This is a genomic window from Burkholderia sp. LMU1-1-1.1, from assembly GCF_040675865.1.
GTDB lineage: Bacteria > Pseudomonadota > Gammaproteobacteria > Burkholderiales > Burkholderiaceae_D > Rugamonas.
In genome coordinates, this window is sequence record NZ_JBEGHG010000023.1 from 172,552 (window position 1) to 193,285 (window position 20,734).

The window sequence follows — 20,734 nt, forward strand, 5'->3', positions numbered from 1 at the left end:
CGGCTTGGCCGGCAAGCTAGCGGTTTTCCACGCGCGCCACCAGACCCGCCCTGCCGTTGCGGTCGAAGGCGGCGACCCGGATGACGCCCTTCTCCGTGATCGGTCCCGTCACCGGTTTGCTGTTGGCGTCCGGCGCCGCGCCGTCGGTGGTGTAGCGCATCGCGATGCCCGGCAAGACGTGGTTGACCAGCACCCGGCCGCCCTCGATCAGCAGGCCGGGAGGCGCGATGCGGTAGTTGACGCCCGTTTTTTCCAGGTCGAGGCGCGGCAGCACGCGCTGGCTCAGCGCGTTGACAAAACCCGACCACGCGGCGCGGTGCAGCACGGCGGCTTTGTCCGCATCGTTTTCCGTGGCCCAGGCGGGGTCCGGCGCCCATGAGCGCTCGGCCATCGCCAGCAGGCGCGGCATGACCAGGTAGTCGATGCGGTCCGGGGTCGGCACCGTCTCGGTGAATAAAGTCGCTTCCAGCCCACGGATCCGGCGCTTGCCGTAATCGGTCAAGGCGTCCTTGCCGGGCACCGGCTGCGGGGCGTTCTTCAGATAGTCCAGCGGGATGAAGTCGTAGACGGTATCCAGCTCGACGTAGTCGCCCCAATTAACGCCCGGCTCCTCCGGGTTGGCGTTATAGGCCATATCCATGTACATCTTGGTCACCGGCGCCAGCACGATGTCGTAGCCGGCGTTGGCCAGCCGGTAGGCGAAGTCCTCCGCGCCCTCCGTGTTGTTCCAGACGTAGGCGCTGAAGCCACGCTGCGTGAAGCGGGGATTCGGAATCAGTTTATGCTGCCCGCGCAGCATGGTGGAGCGCGCGGCCATCTCCTCCCAGCCGGAGGCGAACAGGCCGTGCTTGCGCAGGATGACATCGACACGGTCGTAGAAGTAGTCCCACAGGTCGGCGACGGTCTCCAGCTTTTTCTGCCGCATGACCTCCAGGCTGGCCGGCGATTTCTCCCATGCGCCGTGCGGCAGCTCATCGCCGCCGACATGGATGGTGCGCAGCTTGACGCCGGCCTCGCGGTGCAGCGCGGCGACCTGTCCGACCACATGCTCGATGAAGGTGAAGCTCGATTCCAGGCCGGGGTTGATCACATGGTCGTTGTAATGCTGCGGAGAGCTGTAGACGGATTTATCCTCGAAGTCGTTGAGCAGGTATTTCGCCGCGTCGCGTTTGCCGGCGGCCTTGAGGCGGTGGTAGCGCGCCTCCATGGCCTGCACGGCGGCGCGGGCATGGCCCGGCATTTCGATCTCGGGGATCACGTCGATGTGGCGCGCGGCGGCGTAGCGCAGGATCTCGATGTAATCGGCGCGGGTGTAGTAGCCGGTACCGGTGGTGTTGTCCGGATTGCCGCCGGAGCCGTAGGCCGGCTGCAGACGCACACCCGCCTTCGCGCTGTGGCCGCGCACCGCGCCGATGCCGGTGAGCTCCGGCAGGCCGGCAATCTCCAGCCGCCAGCCTTCGTCGTCGGTGAGATGGAAGTGGAAGGTATTGAGCTTGTAGCGGGCCATCAGGTCCAGCAGCTTGAATACGGTTTGTTTTGTGTGGAAGTTGCGGCTGACGTCCAGCTGGAAACCGCGATATGGAAACCGTGGCGCGTCGACGACGGTCAGCTCGGGCAAATCGATGCCGCCGGCGCCCGGTAAAGGCATCAGGTCGCGCAGCGATTGCACGCCGTAGGCCACGCCGGCGGCGCTGTTGCCGACAATGGCGATGCCGCTATCGGCCTTGATGGTCAGGCTGTATGCTTCCGGAGAAGTTTGACCGGCGACCGCGCCTATGCTCAGGCGCAGCTCCGGCGCGCCCGCGCCGGTGCCGGCGGCGGCAGGCAAGGCCGGCGAAAACAGCGAACGCGCAAAACTGGCCTCCGTCTTCAGCGCGGCCGGCGCGACCAGCTTCGGCTGCGCAGTCGCCCGCAGCCGGCCTTGGCCCCGTTCCAGCCGCAGCGGCGTCGGGAACAACGGTGGCAGCGCCTCCGCCGGCAGCGGATCGGCATTGGCGTTGCGGCGGTAGGTGTCCTGCGGCGTGACGACGGCCTTGGCACCGCTGCCGCCCTTGTCGAGTTGTTCGGGACGATCGACGGGCAGCAGTTCGTAGTCCACGATGTTCTGCCCCAGATCGGGTGCGCTGTCGTAGACAAGATACGGGCCGGCCGGCGCCTTCGCCAGCTTGATCACCAGGTTGGGATGAATGTAAGGCACATTCAAGGTCTGGCCCGGCGCCACGCCGGCAAAACCCGGGACGGGACGGATGCGGAACAAGCCGCCCGCGACCTTCTCCACCGTCAGATTGCCTGCCAGCGGGCCGGTCGCGACACCGTCCATGCAGTTGAAGTAAAGCGACCATCCTTGGGACGGCAACGGATACTTGTCCAGATTAGTGAGAATGAAACGCGCATGCGTGATGCCGCCCGGCGCTTGGGGACTGAACTCGTTGCGTTCCAGCTCCCAGCGCAGGCGCAGACCGTGGCCTCCGGCGGAGGGGACGGAAGCGACGGCCGGGGTCAACTCCGCCGCCAGCGCCACCGTGGCCGGCGCCACCGCCATCAATAACGACAACGACAGCGACGCCAGTCCGATACCGCCGGCCATTTTCCGTTTCAGCATTCCGCTCCCCCGGGTGACGATGAGTAATTAAAACTTGGCTTTGAGGCCGACACTATACCGGGCGCCGTTCTCATACACGCCGACCGGCAGGCCGTCGGTGGTATTGGTGCGTATCAGTTCATTCCCGATGTTCACCGCCGTCAGGTACAAGCTGATTTTAGGCGTGACGTCCCAGCTGGCCGACGCGTCCCACTGGCCGTAGGCGCTGGTCACATCCTGCCCGCCCTCATTCAGGCCGCCGTAGGATTTGGAGCGGTAGTTGTACGACAGCCGGGCGCTGTAGCCGCCCTTCTCGAAGAAGCCGCTGACATTGGCCTGGTTGCGCGAGTTGCCCACCACATTGAGCTTCTGGCCGTTGGCGTTGGCACCGGTCTTGGCGTCGGTGAAGGTGTAGTTGACGACGGCGCCAAAGCCGCTGCCGAACACCTGCTGCCATTGGAGTTCGAGGCCGTTGACGGTCTGCCCGCTGTCGGCGTTGTAAGGCCGCGTAACCGAGCGGGTGACGCCGGCGACGTTTTCCTGCGCGCTTTTCGAGTAGATGAAGGTATCGAGCTTTTTGGCGAACAGCGTCGCCGACAGCAGCGAAGCGTCGGCGTAGTACCACTCGGCGCCGATCTCCGCCTGGTTGGCGTGGTATGGCTTCAGGAAGGGATTGCCGGCGGTGGCGGCGTTGGTGGTGCCGCTGACTTCCGTACTGGCACTCAAATCGCTGTAGGTGTTACGCGCCATCACGCGGGCGACCGCGCCGCGCACCAGCAAATCCTTGCTCACCGAGTACACCGCGTTCAGACTTGGCAGCACATCGTTGTAGGTGCGCGAGACGCTGCCCAACACGTAATTGCCGTTGCCGTTCAGGTCCTGGTAGGCTTCCGAAGTCTGGTCGGTCTTGACCAGCCGGGCGCCAAAGTCGCCGCGCCACTGCCCCGCAGCGAAGTCGGCGCGGACGTAGGTGGCGTAGATCTTCTCCTTGATGCGGTAGTACTCGCCCTTCGCCTCGGCGTAGACCATGCCCTTGTCGAACATGGCGAAGCCCCTCGACGACGCCAGCCCGTCATCGACCCACGCGTACTGCGTCAGCGAGCCGGCGCTCGCCGCCTCCTGCGAGATCAGCGGCGACGGCCCGGTCGACAGGTCCGCCAGCGTCAGCGTCTCCCAGCCGGGATTGCCGGGACCATTGGTGCCGATGACGCGGCGGTTCTGCACCTTGGTGTCACGCAGCTTGACGCCGACCTTGATCGATTTGAAGAAGGCGCCGCCCAGGTCTATCGTCAGATCGCCCTGTGCGTAGTTTTCCTTGGTCTCCATGCGGCGTATCCAGTCGCGCGTGCTTTGCAAGGTCAGTTTGGTCGGATCGAGCGGATTCATATCCAGGTACTTGATCTCATACGTGTCGGGCGCCAGGTTGAAGGTGGCGCGGGTATTCCCGGTGAACCAGAAATTGCGGTCATGATCGCTGCCGCCGGAGCCCTTGGTGGTGCCGGCCTGGCCGTGGAACTTCCAGTTGTCCGCGTCATAGGTGCCTTCCAGGTCCAGCACCTGGGATTTGACGTAGGACTGGCGGAAAATCGGCTCGAACGATACGCCGTTGGTCGGACCGACGGTGCCGCCGACCAGCGCCTTGGTGCCGTCCGACGTGGTGATGAAGCGCGGATCGGTGACGGCGATGTTCCCTTGCGCGTCGACCAGGCCACCCGCTTGCCACAGGTAGTTCTGGTTGCTGTTGTCCATGCTCATATCGGAGTTCATGTAGTTCAGCGAGATGTCCGTATTGGCGTTCGGGCGCGCCTGCAAGGTGACGTTGCCGGTGGTGCGTTCGCGGTCCTGGCGGAAGATCGGCGTGCCGCCGCCCCACGACGCGTAGGCGCCAGGCGTGACCGCGCCGTTCTGGTCGACGATGTTGTACTTGGTCGTATCGGTGAAGTTCTCCAGGCCGTCGCGGCGCATCGTGCGCTTTTGCTGGCTCACGGCGACCAGCGCGCCGAAGGTCTTCTGCTCGTTGGTCCAACTGAGCAGGCCGGAGAACTGCGGATCGGTCTTCTTCGGCAGTTCGCTGTAAGTCGCTTCCGCCGACACCTGCGCCACGAAAGGCTTGAGCTGGAACGGTTTGCGGGTCTTGACGTTGACCAGGCCACCGATGCTGCCCTCGTCCAGGTCGGGCGACGGACTTTTATAGACGTCGATGCTGCCCACAAGCTCCGACGCCAGGATGTCGTAGTTGAAGCCACGGCTTTGCGAGTCGTTTTTCCACCAGTAGCCCGAGGCCACGGCCTGGCCATTCAACTGCGTCAGATTCAAATTCTTGTCGGTGCCGCGCACGAAGATGTCGCGGCCCTCGCCCCAGGTGCGGTCGACCGAAATGCCGGGCACGCGCTGCAGCGAATCGGCCACGTTCTTGTCCGGGAACTTGCCCACCTCCTCCGCCGTCACCGTGTCGATCACGTTGCCCGAGTCGCGCTTCTCGGCCAGATTGCGCTTGAGGCGTTCGCGGATGCCCTTCACCTCGACCACCGCAGGATCGCCCACCGGCGCGGCCTCGGCCACCTGCGCCGCCTGCGCACCCGCCGGATCGGCGGCATATAAATGCGGAGCGAAAGCGCCTCCCAGCGCCAGCGCGATCAGCTTGGGTAACAGTTTTTTCTTCAACTGCGGCTTGGTGGTGGTCGTCGTCATCATTTGATTCTCCAGGTTTTATTCAAAAAAAGAACCGCTTCGATAATCAGGCGCCACGCCAGCTGCGGATCTTGTGGCCGCTGGCGGCGTACCAGAGGATCATCGCGTAGCAGGGCAGCATCAGCCAGTAACCCGCTTGCGGACCGGACGCGTCGGACAAGCGGCCATACAGCAGCGGCAGCACGGCGCCACCGGAGATGGCCATCACCAGCACGGCCGACCCGGCGGCGGTATAGCGCCCCAGACCTTGCAGGGCAAGCGGCCAGATGGCGGGCCACACCAGCGCGTTGGCCAGCCCCAGCAGCGCCAGGCACATGACCGTGTCCGGCACCAGCGGCACGCCGGACCAGCCCAGCAGCACCAGCGCGATGCCGCTCGACCGGCTGGAGCCGGTGGCGACGCCGACCGTCAACACCAGACCCAGCAGCGCCGACACCATCAGCGCGCCCTTCTGCGACAGGTAGCGCGGGATCGCCACCACGCCGACCACGTAGCCGAGCACCATGCACACCATCGTGTAGGAAGTGAGCACGCCGAAATTGGCGACGTTCAGCTCGTGGCCGTACAGGCCGATGGTGTCGCCGGCGATCACCTCGACGCCGACGTAGCCGAACAGGGCCAGCGCGCCCAGCACCAACTGCGGGAATTGCAGCACGCCGGTGCGCTCGACGTTGGCGGTGGCGTCGTCCGCCTCGGGCGGAATGTCGCGCAGATTGGAAAAATGGATGAACGCCATGATGACGAACAGCACCGCAGCCATGCAGGCGTAGGGGAACACCAGCCGCTCGGCCAAGGTGGCGCGCATGGCGTCGCGCGCGGCCGGCTCCAGCGTCGCCAGCGCGGTGTGCGAGAAACTGTCGATGTCGGCCAGCATCAGCGAGCTGAACACCAATGGGACGACGACGCCGGCGCCCTTGTTAAACAGGCCCATGATGCTGATGCGCATGGCCGCGCTGTCGCGGTCGCCGATCTGGACGATGTAGGGATTGATGGCCGTCTGCATCAGCGTCATGCCGGTGGCCAGCGTGAAAAGCGCCGCCAGGAACAGTTCGTAATGCGTGCTGCGCGCCGCCGGAATGAACAGCAAGGCGCCCGCGCCCATGATGCCCAGCCCGAGGGTCATGCCCTTTTTGTAACCGATCCGTCCCAGCACGGCGGCGGCCGGCAGCGCCATCACCGTGTAGGCGATGTAGAACGCGAACGTGACCCACAGCGCCTGGAAGTTGTTCAGGCCGCAAACGATCTTGAGAAAGGGGACCAGCGATCCGTTCAGCCAGGTGACGAAGCCAAGAATGAAAAACAGCAGGCCCACGAACAGCATGCCGACCACGACCGTTCGCGAGGAGGCACTTGGTCGCTGCTCCGTTGTGTTCACACTCATTTCCATGGGGCTCCCCCAAGTTATCGATGAGTCATGCTACCAGTGCAATACCAGTTAAGCCAGCGCTCCCCGTATCGCACCTAAGTCTTTGTTTTTATTCGGAATTGATATTTTTCGAACTTAATACCGCTTACATTTCTTTACAAAGCCCGCGTTGGCGCCCTCTTCCGCCCGGGAACATGCGCGATGCATGCTTGCAAATCTTTACAAAACACTTGGCAAAATCCAGGCTTGTGTCGTCAAAGCCACGTTGACTGGAAAACAGCATAAATATTGTATGTTTAGTAAAGTATGTTAAACATCGGTTGCAAATTTAGTTTCATTTGACCCTCGAAATTTACGGATCAATACTCCGGGTTGCCAGGAAGCTAAGCCGTATCAGACAACCTGCGGCGCTGGCGATTTTCCATAATTCCAAAAACATCGAGGAGACACCATGTTGCAACCCGCAAGACGCACTCTCATGAGTCTGGCCGTCGCCAGCGCCTGTTCGTTCATGACGCTCAGCGCCCAGGCGCAGGCCGAAGCGCAAGCCAGCGCGCCGGCCGAGGCCACCGCCGCCGCACCTGCCGCTTCGCCGTCCAATCCGGACCAGATCCAGGAAGTGCGTGTCACCGCCACCCGCTATTCCACCTCGCTGCTGCGCACCCCGCTGGCCGTCGCGGCGCTCAGCCAGGAGCAGTTGACCCGCAAGGGCGCGACCAGCCTCTCCGATTTGAGCGGCGAGATGCCCAACGTCGTGATCGAAAACACCGGCGAGGATTCTGCCGTGCAGATCACCATCCGCGGCATCACTTCCACCAACTTCACCGAGACCGGCGACCCGGCGGTCGGCTTCCACGTCGACGGCATGTACTCGCCGCGTCCACAAGGCGCGCAGGCGCTGATGTTCGACCTGGAACAGGTCGAGGTGCTGCGCGGCCCGCAAGGCACGCTGTTCGGCCGTAACTCCACCGGCGGCAGCGTCAACGTGATTCCCGCCAAGCCGGATTGGACGGGCAACTACGGCAAGGCCGACATCGATATCGGCAACTACCGCAAGAAGCAGATCTCGGTGGTGCAGAACATCGTCGTCAACGACGCGCTGGCCTTGCGCGCGACGTTCATGAAGGTCAAGCGCGACGGCTACGCCAACCAGACGCGCGACCTGAGCGAAGCCAACGCGCCCGCCCTGGGCTGGGTCCCGAACGGCAAGCCGGATGTCGACCAGCGCTTCAACCGCGTGATCGGCCCGAGCGACTACTACACCAACCAGGACGAATGGGCCGGCCGCCTGACCGGTCTTCTGAAGATCAACAAGGACATCACGGCCAAGGCGTCGTATGAGCAGTTCCAGGATTCCGGCGCCGGCGGCGCCACCTTCCGCGACTGCGATGCCACCGCCGGCACCCGCTACGCCTGCGGCCCCGGCCAGGGCAAGTGGGACATCAACGTCAACGTCCCCGGACAGAACGATCTGACCATCAAAACGCTGCGCACCGGGATCAACTGGAACATCAACGACCACACCAACTTCGACTACACCTTCCAGGTCGCCGACCAAACCCGCTCGCAGATCACCGACGACGACCTGGGCATGCAGCACGCCGCGCCGTTCCAGATCAATGGCGCGTATCCGAATTCGGTCGATGGCAACTGGGGCACCTGGCCGCTGACCGATTCCTTCCACCGCACGCTCGATTCGCGCTACCTGTCGACCGTGCACGAGGCGCAGTTGAAGCAGCAGCTGGGCAATGTGCAGTACGTGGGCGGCTTGTTCTGGATGCACGAGCGTAACCGCATCGACTACGAACAGACCAACACCATCCAGAAGCCGTACGGCGATGTCGGCAGCGTGCTGTATAACCAGCCTAACCGCCAGGTCGACGCCAAGGCGGTCTTCGCCCAAGCCGACTGGAAGTTCATTCCGACGTGGACGGGTACCCTCGGCGCGCGCTATAGCATCGACAGCAAAGAGGACAAGGGCGGCAAGGTGTATGGCGCCAACTGGATCGGCAACTCGGCCTACTACAACGGCCTGTATTCGCAAGGCACGCCCGGCACGCCGGGCTTCCACGTCCACGACGGCACCGACCTGACGCCGGCGATGGGCGGCAGCGTAGCGGCCTACAGCCTGTATGGCGCGCCGACCTCGAACGACCACAAACAGGAATGGAAAAAAGTGACGTGGCGCGCCGGCCTGCAAAAGCAGCTCGACAACAACAAGATGGTGTACGCCTCCGTATCGACCGGCTACAAGGCGGGCGGCTTCGCCGACAAGACGGACAGCTGCAACTACCGTCTGTGCGCCGATGGCAAACCCGGCGTCGAGACCTTCCTGCCGTATGAGCCGGAAACCGTCACCAACTATGAGCTGGGCTTCAAGGGCAAGTTCCTGGACAACCGTTTGAGCCTGTCGGCCACCGCGTTCTTCATGAAGTACAAGGACATGCAGGTGACCGGCACCTACTTCATCAACCAGATCATCCCATCGAACGGCCTGCCCTGCCCGGCCGACCAGCCGAAATGCGACGTGTATGAAGGCTGGCGCACCATCAACGTGGGCAAGGTGAATATCCCGGGCCTGGAACTGGAATGGGATTACAAGCCATGGCGCGGCGGCCGTATCGGCGGCGGTTTCGCTTACATCAACTCCAGCATCCACGACTACAACTCGTACAGCGACGACTACCAGTGCGACGTGCGCGTGGAACTGGGCCTGCCCGCCTGCCCGAGCGCTTACAATGGTCCGGACAAGACCTTGCTGGGCCGCCGCCTGGCCAATATCGATGGCAACCACCTGCCGAACACGCCGAAGTACCAGTTCAACATCAACTTCTCGCAGGAGTTCGGGTTTGAGAACGGCTACAAGGTGATCCCGTACGTGAAGGTGAACTGGCGCGACAAGGCCTACTTCGACATGCTCAATTCGGAGTTCTCGCACATCGGCCGTTACCAGAAGGCGTATGCGATGGGCGATGCGTCGGTGCGGCTGGAGGCGCCGGACGACAAGTGGCACGCGGAGCTGTATGTTCGCAATATCTCGGACAGCCACGCGAAGTTGAGCGGCAATTCGGTGTATGGGGGGTTCATGGAGGCGAACTTCGTGCAGCCCCGCATGTTCGGGTTCCGGGTCGGCGCCAGCTACTAAGGCGTTTGGCAGGATTGGCCGGAACGGCCAATCCTGCCTATGTTCACCAATTCATAATGGCGCGAACCTGGGGGAGCAAATCGTTGGCGATATTGACGGTTTGTTCCCTGGTCGGATGCCCGTCATCCGCATCGCCCGAATAGGGCTTCGACGCGATCGCGTGCACGCGCCTGTCCCCTACCCGCTTCACCGTCTCGGCGATGTACTCGATCAGCGCCACCCTCTTCTCGCCGGTCATCAAACCGCCCTCGGTCAGCACGACCTGCGCCTGCGGATGATCCCTCAACAGCGTCCGCACAAAGCGCACATAGGTTTCCACATACAGCTCGCGATCCGGAATACCTGGATTGAAATCGTTGTTCCCGATCGCGCTGAGTATCACCTCGGGCCGATAATCGCGCTGGTCCCACTGAACCGGATCTTTCCTGTCCGGGATCGCCAATTGATAATAATCCGGCAGATTCTGTTCATCGGTCTTGTTTTCCCAGGTGCGTATCAAGCCCCGCCCGCCGTAGCAGACCAGCTGCACCTGCGCGTGCAGGTCGCGCGCCATCAACATGCCGTAGGACGAACGCGCATTCCACCAGGACGGTTCCTTCTTCGCCCCGGCCACGCGGTCGATCGCCTCGCCGCAGGTAACGGAATCTCCCAGCATCAGCATTTTGCGTTGCGGCAGGACAGGCGCGGCGTTCCACTTGCCATCGGTGTCGAAGCGCAGCAGCGCGGCGGTGCCATGCCAGGTCTCGGAACGGTTGACGATTTCCACCGCATGCTTGCCGGCGGAAGCGCCTTCGAACAAAGTAACCGTCTGTCTGCCGGCAGCCAGCCGCACCTTGCGGGCGACGCCGTCGACAATCACGTCCAGGTAGCTGTTTTCGCCGCTGGCCTCCGCCTCGACGCTCAGCCGCTTGCCTTCGAAATTGAGATAAAAACTGACGCCCGGGTAGCTGAATCGCACCACGCCGTCGGCGTTGATATCGGTTCGGCCCATGCGGGCGACGTGGGGATCGGCGGCCGTCATCGACGCCGCCGCGACAAGGGGGGCCTGGCCCCACAGCGCGGCAAGCAATGCCGCGCAGCCGGCGATACGGCGTTGGGCGCCGCTCATTACTTCATCAACTTCTGTATGTCCGGCAGCATCGCGTCGGACCAGATCTGATAGCCCTTGGGCGTCGGATGCAGGAAATCGGCCATCACCTCCGGCGACATGTCGCCGTTCGACAGCAGGAAACGCGCGCCGTAGTCCTTGAAGATGATGGCTTTGCCGTCGCCCAGCGTCGCTATCTTGCGGTTCAACTCAATGATCTGCTGCCGCTTCGGATTCTGCGCCGATTGCTCGTAAGGCAGCACGGCATTGAGCAATATCTTCGCGTCCGGGTACAGCGCGCGCAGCTTCTTGACCACCGCCTGCACACCCTCGAACACGTCGGCCGGAGCGGCGCCGCAGTGGAAGAAGTTGTTCACGCCGATCGTCAGCACGACCAGTTTCGGGTGCAGTTTTTCGGCGTGGCCGTTGTCGAGCCGCCAAAGCACGTTGCCGGTGTGGTCGCCGCCGATGCCGAAATTGGCCGCCTTCCATGAGCCGAAGGACTTGTTCCAGATATCCTGATTCCAGCCTTCGGTGATGGAGTCGCCGACGAACAGCAGGTCGACGTTGCCCGCATCGGCGACCGCGACGTCCTCCTGGAACATCTGGTTCCAACGCGCCACCGACATCCAGGGATATTCGATCTTTCGAGGGGCCGGCGTGGTGCTGCAGGCGGCCGGGCTCAGGGCCGCGTCGGCGTAGCTCGGGGCGCTGGCCAGTGCCAGCAGGCCGGCGGCGACGACCGCGGAGATCAGGGACTTCTTCATCTTAAATCCTTTCATTGCGCACTTACCAGCAGCGATGCGGCCTAATTATCCGAAAAATACACCGGCAGTATCCTCTCGCCGTCCGCATTTAACAAGGTCAATTTGCCGTTCAGGGCAGGCACTTCGCCGCAGTCATCGCGCGCTTCATTTCAGCTACGGGCCTTCAAGCGCAAAACAATCACGCCGTGCGGGGCGAGTTTGCTCTCCAGTTTTTTGCTGGTGTCCCCGGTCTTGCCGGTCCAGGCATCGGTCCAGTTGAAGACCGTCTTGGTGGTATCGAGCACGCGCTTGTTCGCATCGTCGTTGATACGGGAGGCGGACCACTGGTAAGTCACCGGCTTGGCCTCGTCGCTGCGGTTCAGGATCATCACCGCCCACTCGTCGTTGGCCAGCGGCTTGGCCCAATACTCCAACTGGCCGGACTGCATGAAACGCCACGCCTGGATGCCCAGCTTGTCCTGGTTGATCGAGATCACCGCCTTGTTGGTCAGGATGCGTTTCGTGGCCTCGGACATCTTGCGCACGTCGTTGCCGAGGATGAGCGGCGACGCCAGCATCGACCAGGCGGCAAAGTGCGTACGGTCCTCGTCCTCGGTGAAGCCACGGCCCACTTCGAGCATGTCCATATCGTTCCAGTGTCCCGGACCGGCGTGCACGCGCAAGCCCGCCTGCTTGTCGAGGATCTGCAGCACACCCCACCTCGAATACGACGCCTCGCTGAATTCGCAATCGAAGCACATATGGATGTCGCCGGTGGTGCGCCACGAGTGACCGACGTCCTTGGCCCATTCCCAGGGCTTGGTGTCGCCCCACTCGCAAATGCTGAACAACATCGGCCGGCCGGCGGCGCGGATGGCATCGCGCATGGTGGTGTAAGCGCCCACCGACGACAAGCCCTTGCTGTCGCACCAGTCGTACTTAATGTAGTCGATGCCCCAGGAAGCATAGGTTCGCGCATCCTGGTATTCGTAGCCACGGCTGCCCGGACGGCCGCCGCAAGTGGTGGCGCCGACGTCCGAATAGATGCCGATCTTGAGGCCCTTGCTGTGGACGTAGTCGGCCAGCGCTTTCATACCGGACGGGAAGCGCTCCTTGTCCGGATGGATCACCCCCGTCTCGTCACGCTTGCCGTGCCAGCAATCGTCGATGTTGACATACTGATAGCCGGCGTCCCTCAAGCCGCTTTTGACCATCGCATCGGCGGTGTCTTTGATCAGTTGCTCATTGATGTCGCAGGCGAAGGTGTTCCAGCTGTTCCACCCCATCTGAGGCGTGTCGGCCAGTCCATCGAATTTCTGCGCGTGGGCGTTGAGACCGAATGCGCAAGCGGATGCCGCCACCATGCTTAGCAAGGTACGTTTCATGCGTGGCTCCTTAACGCTTGATGGCATGGAGTTTGTCGGCATACTCCTTGATCAGCTTGAGCGAGCTGGTGTCCGAATCGAACACCGAGTAGAGACCTTGTTCTTCCTGCGGTGGATCGCCGACGAAGTCGTTACCCGGCTTCCACCAGTAATCCGCGTTCGCCGCGCGCCCGGCGCCGCCCCAGGCCCAGAAATTGAAACCGGCGATCGGGTCGCCCTTCTTGGCGCCGTCGTAGACGAAGTCGAACACTTCGCGATAGAAGCGGTCGCGGATCTTGGTCGTGGCCTTGATGCTGAACGAGGCGCCGTCGCGATCGAGGCCGAATTCCTCCAGCACGATAGGCTTGTCGAGCTTCTTGGCCAGGTCGATGTGCGAGGTCAGATAGTTGCGGCTCTTGGCGATTGCGCCGTCCCACGAACCGGTTGGGTCCTTGGAGTCGAACCAGCCCCAGTTCTTCGGCCACAGGTGATACGTCAGGTAGTCGATATTTTTGGTGCGGTGCGAGTCGAGGAACAGCTGCGCGTCCTGGGCGGAACCGGCCAGGCCCTCGCTGCCGCTGCTGACCATATGGTTCTTGTCCAGGCTATGGATATAAGCGGCGGTTTCGTCGATCCATTTGATGTATGCCTTCTTCTCTTCCGGCGTGGCGTTGCCATTGCCGGGGCGCGGTTCGTTGGCCAATTGCCACGACATCAGGATCGGATCTTCCGAATAAGGCTTGCCGGTGATGGTGTTGACGCGCTTGACGATCTTCTGGATCACGTTGCGGTACTCTTTTTGCGCGGCCGGGTTGACATAGAAGCGCGCGTTCTTCTTCATGTAGTCGTCATAGTCCTTGGTCACGTTCGGGTCCAGCGCCGGCGTGCCCTCGAACCAGTTCAAGTATTGCGTCATCCCGCCCGACCACTGCCAGAAGTTGTTCAGGTAGAGCACCACCGTCATATCGCGTTTGGCCGCTTCGACCATCAGGAAGTCCAGGCCGATCAACAGATTCTCGTCGTACTCGCCCGGCTTAGCGGTGGTCGCCGGGCTGACGGCGCTTTTCATCTCGGTCTTCTCGGATACGGCCAGCACGCGCAGGTTGTTGATGCCGATGGCGCGCATGCTATCGAGCTCCTTCAGCAAGCGGGCGCGCTCGCCCACGCCCTTGGGCGCGCCAAGATAGCCGCCGTACCAGAAGTTGGCGCCGACGATGTAGTACGCCTGGCCCTTGCGAGCGAAGTGGGTCTTCTTGGCGGTGACGAAATCGCCTTTGCCGACAGACGCGCCATCGGCGGCGGAAACGATGCCGCAGGCACTGATCATCAACGCGGTGGCGCAGAATTTGTAGAGTTGTTTCATGTCTCGTTCTTTCTTTTTATCGATGGTTATTTGATTGGCTTGCCGGCGACGTTCAAGGTCTGCTTCGGTAGCTGCACGGTGATGCTGGCGGCCTTGCTATCGTTGGCATTGCCGGCGTCGTGCGCCAGCAATACCTTGTAGCCGCCGCTGGCGACACGCCAGGTCTTCGATTTGCTGTCGTACATGGCCAGCAGGCGCGGATCGACCGTCACGCTGACTTCCTTGCTCTCGCCGGGCGCCAGTTCGACCTTGTCCCAGCCGGCCAGGCGCTTGGGCGCCTCCCACTTGGTCCCGACGGGTGCGACGTAAACCTGCGGCACGTCCTTGCCCTTGACGGCGCCGGTGTTGGTGACCTTGAAGCTTAGTTGCAGCTTGCCGTCCTTCTGGCTCGCGGCCAGGCCGGAGTAGGAGAACTGCGTGTACGACAAACCGTGGCCGAACGGGAACAGCGCCTTGAGACCCTTGGCATCGAACCACTTGTAGCCGACCGCCGCGCCTTCATGATAGTTGACGGTGAAGCGCTCCCTGTCTTTCTTCGGATCGCCGTCGAGCTTTGGACGCGGCAGCTGGCTTTCGGAGACCGGGAAGGTGGTCGGCAGGTGGCCCGACGGATTGACTTCGCCATACAGCACGCGGGCGATCGCCTCGCCGCCGCCGCTGCCGGCGTACCAGGCCTGCACCACGGCGGCGGTCTGGTCGACCCACGGCATCAGCACCGGACCGGAGGTCTCGAGCACCACCACCGTTTTCGGGTTGGCCTTGGCGACGGCGGCGATCAGCGCGTCCTGGTTGTTCGGCAGCGACAGCGACACGGCGTCGAGCGCCTCGCCCACCCACTGTTCCGCGAAGACGATGACGACATCGGCGTCGGCCGCTTCCCTGGCCGCCGCAGCGGCGTCCTTGCCGTCGCTATAGACCACCTTGGCGTTGCCGGCGCGGGCCTTGATCGCCTTCAGCGGCGACGACGGGTGGTACACCACTGGACCAGGCCAGATGGTCGGCTCGATGCCCGGCACCGGGTTGCCGCCGATCGGATACACCAGCGACGAACCGCCGCCGGCCAGCACGCCGACATCCGAGTGCGCGCCGATGACGACGATTTTCTTCGCGCCGGCCTTGAGCGGCAGCACGCTGTTGGTGTTCTTCAGCAGGACAATGCCCTCTTCCGCGTCGGCCTGGCTGACCAGCTTGTGCGCTTCGAAGTCGATCGCGCCGCCCTCCTTGACCGGATTGTCGACCACGCCCTTGTCGAACATCGCCCACAGCACGCGGTACGCCATGTTGTCCAGGCGCGACTGCGGCACGTGGCCGTTTTCGACAGCCTCCTCCAGCGCGCCGCCGAAGTAGGCCGACTTGTCGAACTCCCAGCCGGAGTGCTGGTCCAGGCCGGCGTTGGCCGATTCGACGGTGCTGTGGACGGCGCCCCAGTCGGACATCACATAACCCTTGAAGCCCCAGTCTTTTTTCAGCACTTGGTTGAGCAGGTAGTCGTTTTCGCAGGCATACACGCCGTTCAGGCGGTTGTAGGAGCACATGACCGAACCGGGATTCGCCTGCTCCAGCAGGAACTGGAACGCCAGCAGGTCGGACATGCGGTTGCTGGCGTCGTCGAGGCGCGCATCGAGCACGAAGCGGCCTGTCTCCTGGTCGTTGACGGCGAAGTGCTTCATCGTCGCGATCAGATTGTTGGACTGGATGCCCTTGACCTGCTGCGCCACCATGGTACCGGCCAGCAGGGGATCTTCGCCGGCGTATTCGAAGTTACGGCCGTTGCGCGGCTCGCGCAGCAGGTTCACGCCGCCGGCCAGCATGACGTTGAAGCCGGAGGCGCGCGCCTCGCGGCCGATCATGGCGCCGCCCTGGTAGGCCAGGTCGCGGTTCCAGGTGGCGGTGGTGGCCAGGCCGGATGGCAGCGAGGTGCGCTCGCGCGGATTCTTGCTCAGTTGCGTGGCCACGCCCAGGCCGGCGTCGGTCTCGAACAACGCAGGCAATCCCAGACGCGGCACGCCGGGGATGTAGCCGGCCGAGAAAGGCAGCGCGGCCGGATGCTTCTTGGTCTTGTTCGGAACGAAATCGGCGCCGAAGTAGCCCAGCACCCAGTTCAGTTTTTCCTGTTGCGTCATGGCTTCCAGCGCCAGCTTGGCGCGCTTGTCGGCGCCGAGCGATTTGTCCAGCCACGGCTTGGAGGCCGGTTCGGCCGGCGCGCCGGCCTCTTGTCCGGCGGCGTAGGAAGGCAGCGCGGTGGCCACGGTGACGACGGTGGCGGCGGCAAGCGTTGCCGCCACCGCCAGCGCGATGGCCAGCGGACGCAGATTCAGTTCGGAATTCATAGCTGTCTCTCTTTATTATTGGAGGGCGAAATCAAAAATCAACGGTCTGAGTACATGCCGGCATATTTCAGGCCGTAGTACAGAATGAAGGTATAGCAGGCGGCCGGCACGAAGAACGACAGCTGCAGGCCGATCGTGTCAGCCAGCAGGCCTTGCGCGAACGGCACCAGCGCGCCGCCGACGATGGCCATGCACAGGATGCCGGAACCCTGGCTGGTCAGGGGACCGAGCTTGTACAGCGCCATGCTGAAGATGGTCGGGAACATGATGGAGTTGAACAGGCCGACGGCGATGACCGCCCACATGGCGACCGGACCGTGGGAGAAGATCGCCGTCAGCAGCAGCGCGATGGACGCGGCCGAGTTGAACGCCAGCGCCTTGCCCGGACTGACGTAGCGCATCACGCCAAAGCCGATGAAGCGGCCGATCATGGCGCCGAGCCAGTAGAAGCTGACGTAGTTGGCGGCGGCGCCGTGCGACATGCCTGCGATGTTGGACTCGCCCAGGAAGTTGATCAGGAAGCTGCCGATGCTGACCTCTCCACCCACGTACAGGAAGATGCCGATCGCGCCCAGCACCAGGTGGCGGTGCGACGTCACTTTTTTGTCCAGCGTGTAGGCGCCGGCTTCTTCGGCATCGACGATCTTCGGCAGGCGCACCAGTGCGAACAGGATGGCGATGGCCAGCAGCGTGGCGGCCAGCACCAGATACGGTCCCTGCACGGTGGCCGCTTCCTCGGCCTTGGTCTTGACCACATTGGCGACGGCGGGAACGCCTTCGGACAGGATCAGGAAACCGCCCAGCGCCGGGGCGATCGCGGTGCCGAGCGAATTGAACGCCTGCGTCAGCGTCAAGCGGCTCGACGCGGTGGCCGGCGCGCCCAGCGCCGCGACGTAGGGATTGGCGGAGACTTGCAGGATGGTGATGCCGCCCGCGAGGACGAACAAGGCCAGGAGGAACAGCGCGTAGCCGCCCATCGAGGCGGGATAGAACATGGCGCAGCCGGTGGCGGCGACCACCAGCCCCGCGACCGCGCCGCGCTGGTAGCCCAGGCGCTTGATCAACATGCCGGCGGGGAGCGAGACGATGAAGTAGGCGCCGAAGAAGCAGAACTGCACCAGCATCGCCTGCACATAGGTCAGCGTATAAATCGATTTAAGGTGGGGAATCAGGACATCGTTCAGCGACGTTATCAACCCCCACATGAAGAACAACAGCGTGATGATCATCATCGGGAAGGTATTGCTGCCTCCTGCCTGACGCGCATGGTCGTGGGTACTCAAAGTTGCCGGCGCAACGTGCTCCATCAGCTGTCTCCTCTTGGATGGTTTTTATATTAATGAAAAGATTCTGCATCGGCGAGGCCCAAGGGTCAAATAGCAAGCGAATTTGAGGCGTAGTTTAGCCGCATTCACTAAACACACGATGCAAGGCGATACGCCGTGTTGCGGCGCAGCGAACCGCTAAAACTCGCGTGTTTAGTAAATTGCGCTAAACTTTTCCTGAAAGTCGACGTGTCGTTTGACCGTGGCTGGACGATTATGCAAGACTGTATTCACACCAGAAACCCGCCGACGGCACCGCCGCGAGCCGGTTCATCGAGAGATTTGGGAGACAAAGATGGGCGATTCCACAAATAGCGCTGCGACCACCGGAGTGACAATACGGGATATCGCACGCGTGGCCGGCGTGTCGGCGGGGACCATTTCACGCGCCCTGAAGAACGAGCCGGGATTGACCGAGGCGACACGCCAGATGGTGCTGGAGGCGGCACGCGAACTCGGTTACGACTTTTGCAAGCTGCGGCCGAAACGGCTGCGGCGCCTGACCTTCCTGCTACACCGCCAACACAACACCGCCTCGAGCAGTCCTTTCTATTCGCCGGTGCTGCACGGCGCCGAGGAGGCCTGCCGCAAGCAGGGCATCGTGCTGTCGTTCATGGCGGTCGGCCCGGCCGACGGCCTGATCGACCAGATACGAATGCACGCACCGGACGGCATCGTCTGCGCCGGCTTCTTCGAACCGGAGACGCTGAGCGCCCTGCGCTCCACCGGCAAGCAGCTGGTGCTGATCGATATGAAGCTGCGCGGTTACAGTTCCGTCAATCCGGACAATATGATGGGCGGCTACCTGGCCACCAAGCACCTGATCGACACCGGCCGCACGCGGGTCGGCTTCATTTCCGGTCCGCTGTCGCACTACAGCATTCGCGAACGAGCACGCGGCTACCGCCAGGCGCTGTTCGAAGAGGGCATCCTGGCCGATCCGCGTCTCGAAGCGGGCCTGCCGGACGGCGTCGATCTGGAAACCGGCGCATGGGAGGCGATGGAGCAGTTGCTGGCCCTGCCCCATCCGCCCGACGCCGTGTTCTGCTACAACGACAGCGCCGCGCTGGTGGCGATGCGCTGCTGCCTGGCCAAGGGATTGAAGGTCCCGCACGACATCGCGATCGTCGGCTTCGACGACATCTCGACCGCCGTGCTGGGACATCGCCCTTTGACCACGCTGCGCATCGATAAAAAAGCACTGGGCGCGCTGGGTGTGGAATTGTTGTTGAATGGACCGCACAACGACCCGGTGGAGAAAATCGCGCCGGTGGAACTGGTGGTGCGGGCCAGCACGGTGTTCGACGGCTGGCGGGTACAGAAGCCGCAGGGCAAAGGAGGCGGCGTGGCGGCAGCCTAGACGCCGGCTGATTCACAAGCGGATTTAACCAACATCGAGCACCACTTGGCGTCCGGCTTCGCCGCGACGCGGGGAATGGTGTGCGCCTGATGAACATACAAGCTCGTACAAACTCGGGACGCGATAAGAAAGCGCCCGCCTATCAACCAACAACGGACCCAATGATGGTACCAGATTTTCAATCCCGCGCGACGCTGCTGAACCACATCCGCCATACCCGCCACTTCTACGACAGCCGTTGCGTGGACCCGAGCGGCGGCTTCTATCACTTTTACAAGGATGACGGCACCGTCTACGACACCCGCACCCGCCATCTGGTCAGCAGCACGCGCTTCATTTTCACCCACGCGATGGCGTGGCGCCAGTTCGGCGAGGCTGCCGACCAGCAGCGCCTGCGCCACGGCCTGGCCTTCCTGCGCGGCGCCCACCGCAACCCGGAAACCGGCGGCTACGCGTGGCAACTGGACTGGAACAACGGCGAAGGCCGCGTCACCGACGGCACCAACCACTGTTACGGCCTGGCCTTCGTGCTGCTCGCCTACAGCCACGCGCTGATGGCCGGCGAGAGCGAGGCCCGCGCCTGGATAGACGAGACCTTCGAGCTGATGGAGCGGCGCTTCTGGGACGCCAAATACGGCCTGTACGCCGACGAGGCGAGCGCCGACTGGTCGACCTTGGACGCCTACCGCGGCCAGAACGCCAACATGCACGCCTGCGAGGCGCTGATCGCCGCCTTCGAAGCGACCGGCGAGCGCGCCTTCCTGCTGCGCGCCGAAACGCTGGCCCGCAACATCACACAACGCCAGGCGGCGCTGGCGGGCAATCTGATTTGGGAACACTACCACGCCGACTGGTCGGTCGACACCGAATACAACCGCCACGACAAAAGCAATATCTTCCGTCCATGGGGCTACCAGCCCGGCCACCTGACCGAATGGGCCAAGCTGCTGCTGCTGCTGGAACGCCACGGCGACCAGCTGGAGGGCGGCAAGGACTGGCTGCTGCCGCGCGCGGTGGAGTTGTTCAACGCGGCGATGGACAAGGCGTGGGACGCGCGGCACGGCGGCATCTACTACGGCTTCGGGCCGGACGACAGCATCTGCGACGACCTCAAATACTTCTGGGTGCAGGCCGAGAGCCTGGCCACCGCCGCCCTGCTGGGCGCGCGCACCGGCGAGGCAAGCTACTGGACCTGGTACGACAAGATCTGGGGCTACAGCTGGGAGCATTTCGTCGATCACCAATACGGAGCCTGGTACCGCATCCTCGGGGCCGACAACAGCAAGCTGACCGACGAGAAAAGCCCGGCCGGCAAAGTGGATTACCACACCATGGGCGCCTGCTACGAAGTGCTGAACGTATTGAAGAAGGACTGA

12 protein-coding genes are annotated in these 20,734 nt (G+C 63.1%); 3 read left to right on the top strand and 9 right to left on the bottom strand.

The features are described from left to right. Nucleotides 1–16 precede the first annotated feature (16 nt). Genes MRBLMU1_RS19170 through MRBLMU1_RS19180 form a run of 3 tightly spaced genes read right to left on the bottom strand, consistent with a single transcriptional unit; the run spans nucleotide 17 to nucleotide 6,647 of the window. Nucleotides 17–2,602, bottom strand: coding sequence for a family 20 glycosylhydrolase (locus MRBLMU1_RS19170; RefSeq protein WP_363504225.1), 2,586 nt, complete (start codon nucleotides 2,600–2,602; stop codon nucleotides 17–19). A gap of 27 nt (nucleotides 2,603–2,629) precedes the next feature. Continuing rightward, nucleotides 2,630–5,275, bottom strand: coding sequence for a TonB-dependent receptor (locus MRBLMU1_RS19175; RefSeq protein ID WP_363504228.1), 2,646 nt, complete (start codon nucleotides 5,273–5,275; stop codon nucleotides 2,630–2,632). A gap of 43 nt (nucleotides 5,276–5,318) precedes the next feature. Further along, the gene (locus tag MRBLMU1_RS19180; RefSeq protein ID WP_363504231.1) at nucleotides 5,319–6,647 is read right to left on the bottom strand and encodes a sugar MFS transporter; all 1,329 of its coding nucleotides are present in this window, start codon (nucleotides 6,645–6,647) and stop codon (nucleotides 5,319–5,321) included. Nucleotides 6,648–7,116: 469 nt separating this feature from the next. Between MRBLMU1_RS19180 and MRBLMU1_RS19185 the strand changes: the two genes are divergently transcribed. Beyond that, nucleotides 7,117–9,783 carry a TonB-dependent receptor gene (locus MRBLMU1_RS19185; protein ID WP_363504234.1) on the top strand — a complete coding sequence of 889 codons (2,667 nt, stop codon included), beginning with the start codon at nucleotides 7,117–7,119 and terminating at the stop codon, nucleotides 9,781–9,783. A 43-nt stretch (nucleotides 9,784–9,826) separates the two neighbouring features. Here MRBLMU1_RS19185 and axe2C read toward each other — a convergent pair whose 3' ends face one another. The 6 genes from axe2C to MRBLMU1_RS19215 all read right to left on the bottom strand — a co-directional run bounded on the left by axe2C (nucleotide 9,827) and on the right by MRBLMU1_RS19215 (nucleotide 17,980). Next, nucleotides 9,827–10,891: a bifunctional acetylxylan esterase/glucomannan deacetylase AxeC2 gene (gene axe2C / locus MRBLMU1_RS19190; RefSeq protein WP_363504237.1), complete on the bottom strand. Its 1,065-nt coding sequence runs from the start codon at nucleotides 10,889–10,891 to the stop codon at nucleotides 9,827–9,829. Next, nucleotides 10,891–11,637: a GDSL-type esterase/lipase family protein gene (locus MRBLMU1_RS19195; RefSeq protein ID WP_363504240.1), complete on the bottom strand. Its 747-nt coding sequence runs from the start codon at nucleotides 11,635–11,637 to the stop codon at nucleotides 10,891–10,893. Before MRBLMU1_RS19195 ends, axe2C begins: the two co-directional genes overlap by 1 nt. Nucleotides 11,638–11,786: 149 nt before the next feature. Beyond that, on the bottom strand, nucleotides 11,787–13,001 hold the full coding sequence (locus MRBLMU1_RS19200) for a glycoside hydrolase family 27 protein (protein ID WP_363504243.1): 1,215 nt from the start codon (nucleotides 12,999–13,001) through the stop codon (nucleotides 11,787–11,789). A gap of 10 nt (nucleotides 13,002–13,011) precedes the next feature. Then, entirely contained in the window at nucleotides 13,012–14,343 is a 1,332-nt protein-coding gene (locus tag MRBLMU1_RS19205; RefSeq protein ID WP_363504246.1) for a glycoside hydrolase 5 family protein, read from the bottom strand. Nucleotides 14,344–14,369: 26 nt separating this feature from the next. Then, entirely contained in the window at nucleotides 14,370–16,673 is a 2,304-nt protein-coding gene (locus MRBLMU1_RS19210) for a glycoside hydrolase family 3 C-terminal domain-containing protein (RefSeq protein WP_363504249.1), read from the bottom strand. 38 nt (nucleotides 16,674–16,711) lie between these two features. Continuing rightward, nucleotides 16,712–17,980 carry a sugar MFS transporter gene (locus tag MRBLMU1_RS19215; protein ID WP_363504252.1) on the bottom strand — a complete coding sequence of 423 codons (1,269 nt, stop codon included), beginning with the start codon at nucleotides 17,978–17,980 and terminating at the stop codon, nucleotides 16,712–16,714. Nucleotides 17,981–18,293: 313 nt separating this feature from the next. On the opposite strand from MRBLMU1_RS19215, the gene MRBLMU1_RS19220 reads away from it, so the two are divergent. Continuing rightward, nucleotides 18,294–19,358, top strand: coding sequence for a LacI family DNA-binding transcriptional regulator (locus MRBLMU1_RS19220; RefSeq protein ID WP_363504255.1), 1,065 nt, complete (start codon nucleotides 18,294–18,296; stop codon nucleotides 19,356–19,358). Between the two features lie 164 nt (nucleotides 19,359–19,522). Continuing rightward, complete coding sequence (locus MRBLMU1_RS19225; RefSeq protein ID WP_363505117.1) at nucleotides 19,523–20,734, top strand: AGE family epimerase/isomerase; 1,212 nt, start codon at nucleotides 19,523–19,525, stop codon at nucleotides 20,732–20,734.

Coding starts and splice junctions, on each gene's coding strand:
- MRBLMU1_RS19170 (WP_363504225.1), bottom strand. CDS start 2,602: ATGCTGAAACGGAAAATGGCCGGCGGTATCGGACTGGCGTCGCTGTCG.
- MRBLMU1_RS19175 (WP_363504228.1), bottom strand. CDS start 5,275: ATGATGACGACGACCACCACCAAGCCGCAGTTGAAGAAAAAACTGTTA.
- MRBLMU1_RS19185 (WP_363504234.1), top strand. CDS start 7,117: ATGAGTCTGGCCGTCGCCAGCGCCTGTTCGTTCATGACGCTCAGCGCC.
- axe2C (WP_363504237.1), bottom strand. CDS start 10,891: ATGAGCGGCGCCCAACGCCGTATCGCCGGCTGCGCGGCATTGCTTGCC.
- MRBLMU1_RS19195 (WP_363504240.1), bottom strand. CDS start 11,637: ATGAAGAAGTCCCTGATCTCCGCGGTCGTCGCCGCCGGCCTGCTGGCA.
- MRBLMU1_RS19200 (WP_363504243.1), bottom strand. CDS start 13,001: ATGAAACGTACCTTGCTAAGCATGGTGGCGGCATCCGCTTGCGCATTC.
- MRBLMU1_RS19205 (WP_363504246.1), bottom strand. CDS start 14,343: ATGAAACAACTCTACAAATTCTGCGCCACCGCGTTGATGATCAGTGCC.
- MRBLMU1_RS19210 (WP_363504249.1), bottom strand. CDS start 16,673: ATGAATTCCGAACTGAATCTGCGTCCGCTGGCCATCGCGCTGGCGGTG.
- MRBLMU1_RS19215 (WP_363504252.1), bottom strand. CDS start 17,980: ATGGAGCACGTTGCGCCGGCAACTTTGAGTACCCACGACCATGCGCGT.
- MRBLMU1_RS19220 (WP_363504255.1), top strand. CDS start 18,294: ATGGGCGATTCCACAAATAGCGCTGCGACCACCGGAGTGACAATACGG.
- MRBLMU1_RS19225 (WP_363505117.1), top strand. CDS start 19,523: ATGGTACCAGATTTTCAATCCCGCGCGACGCTGCTGAACCACATCCGC.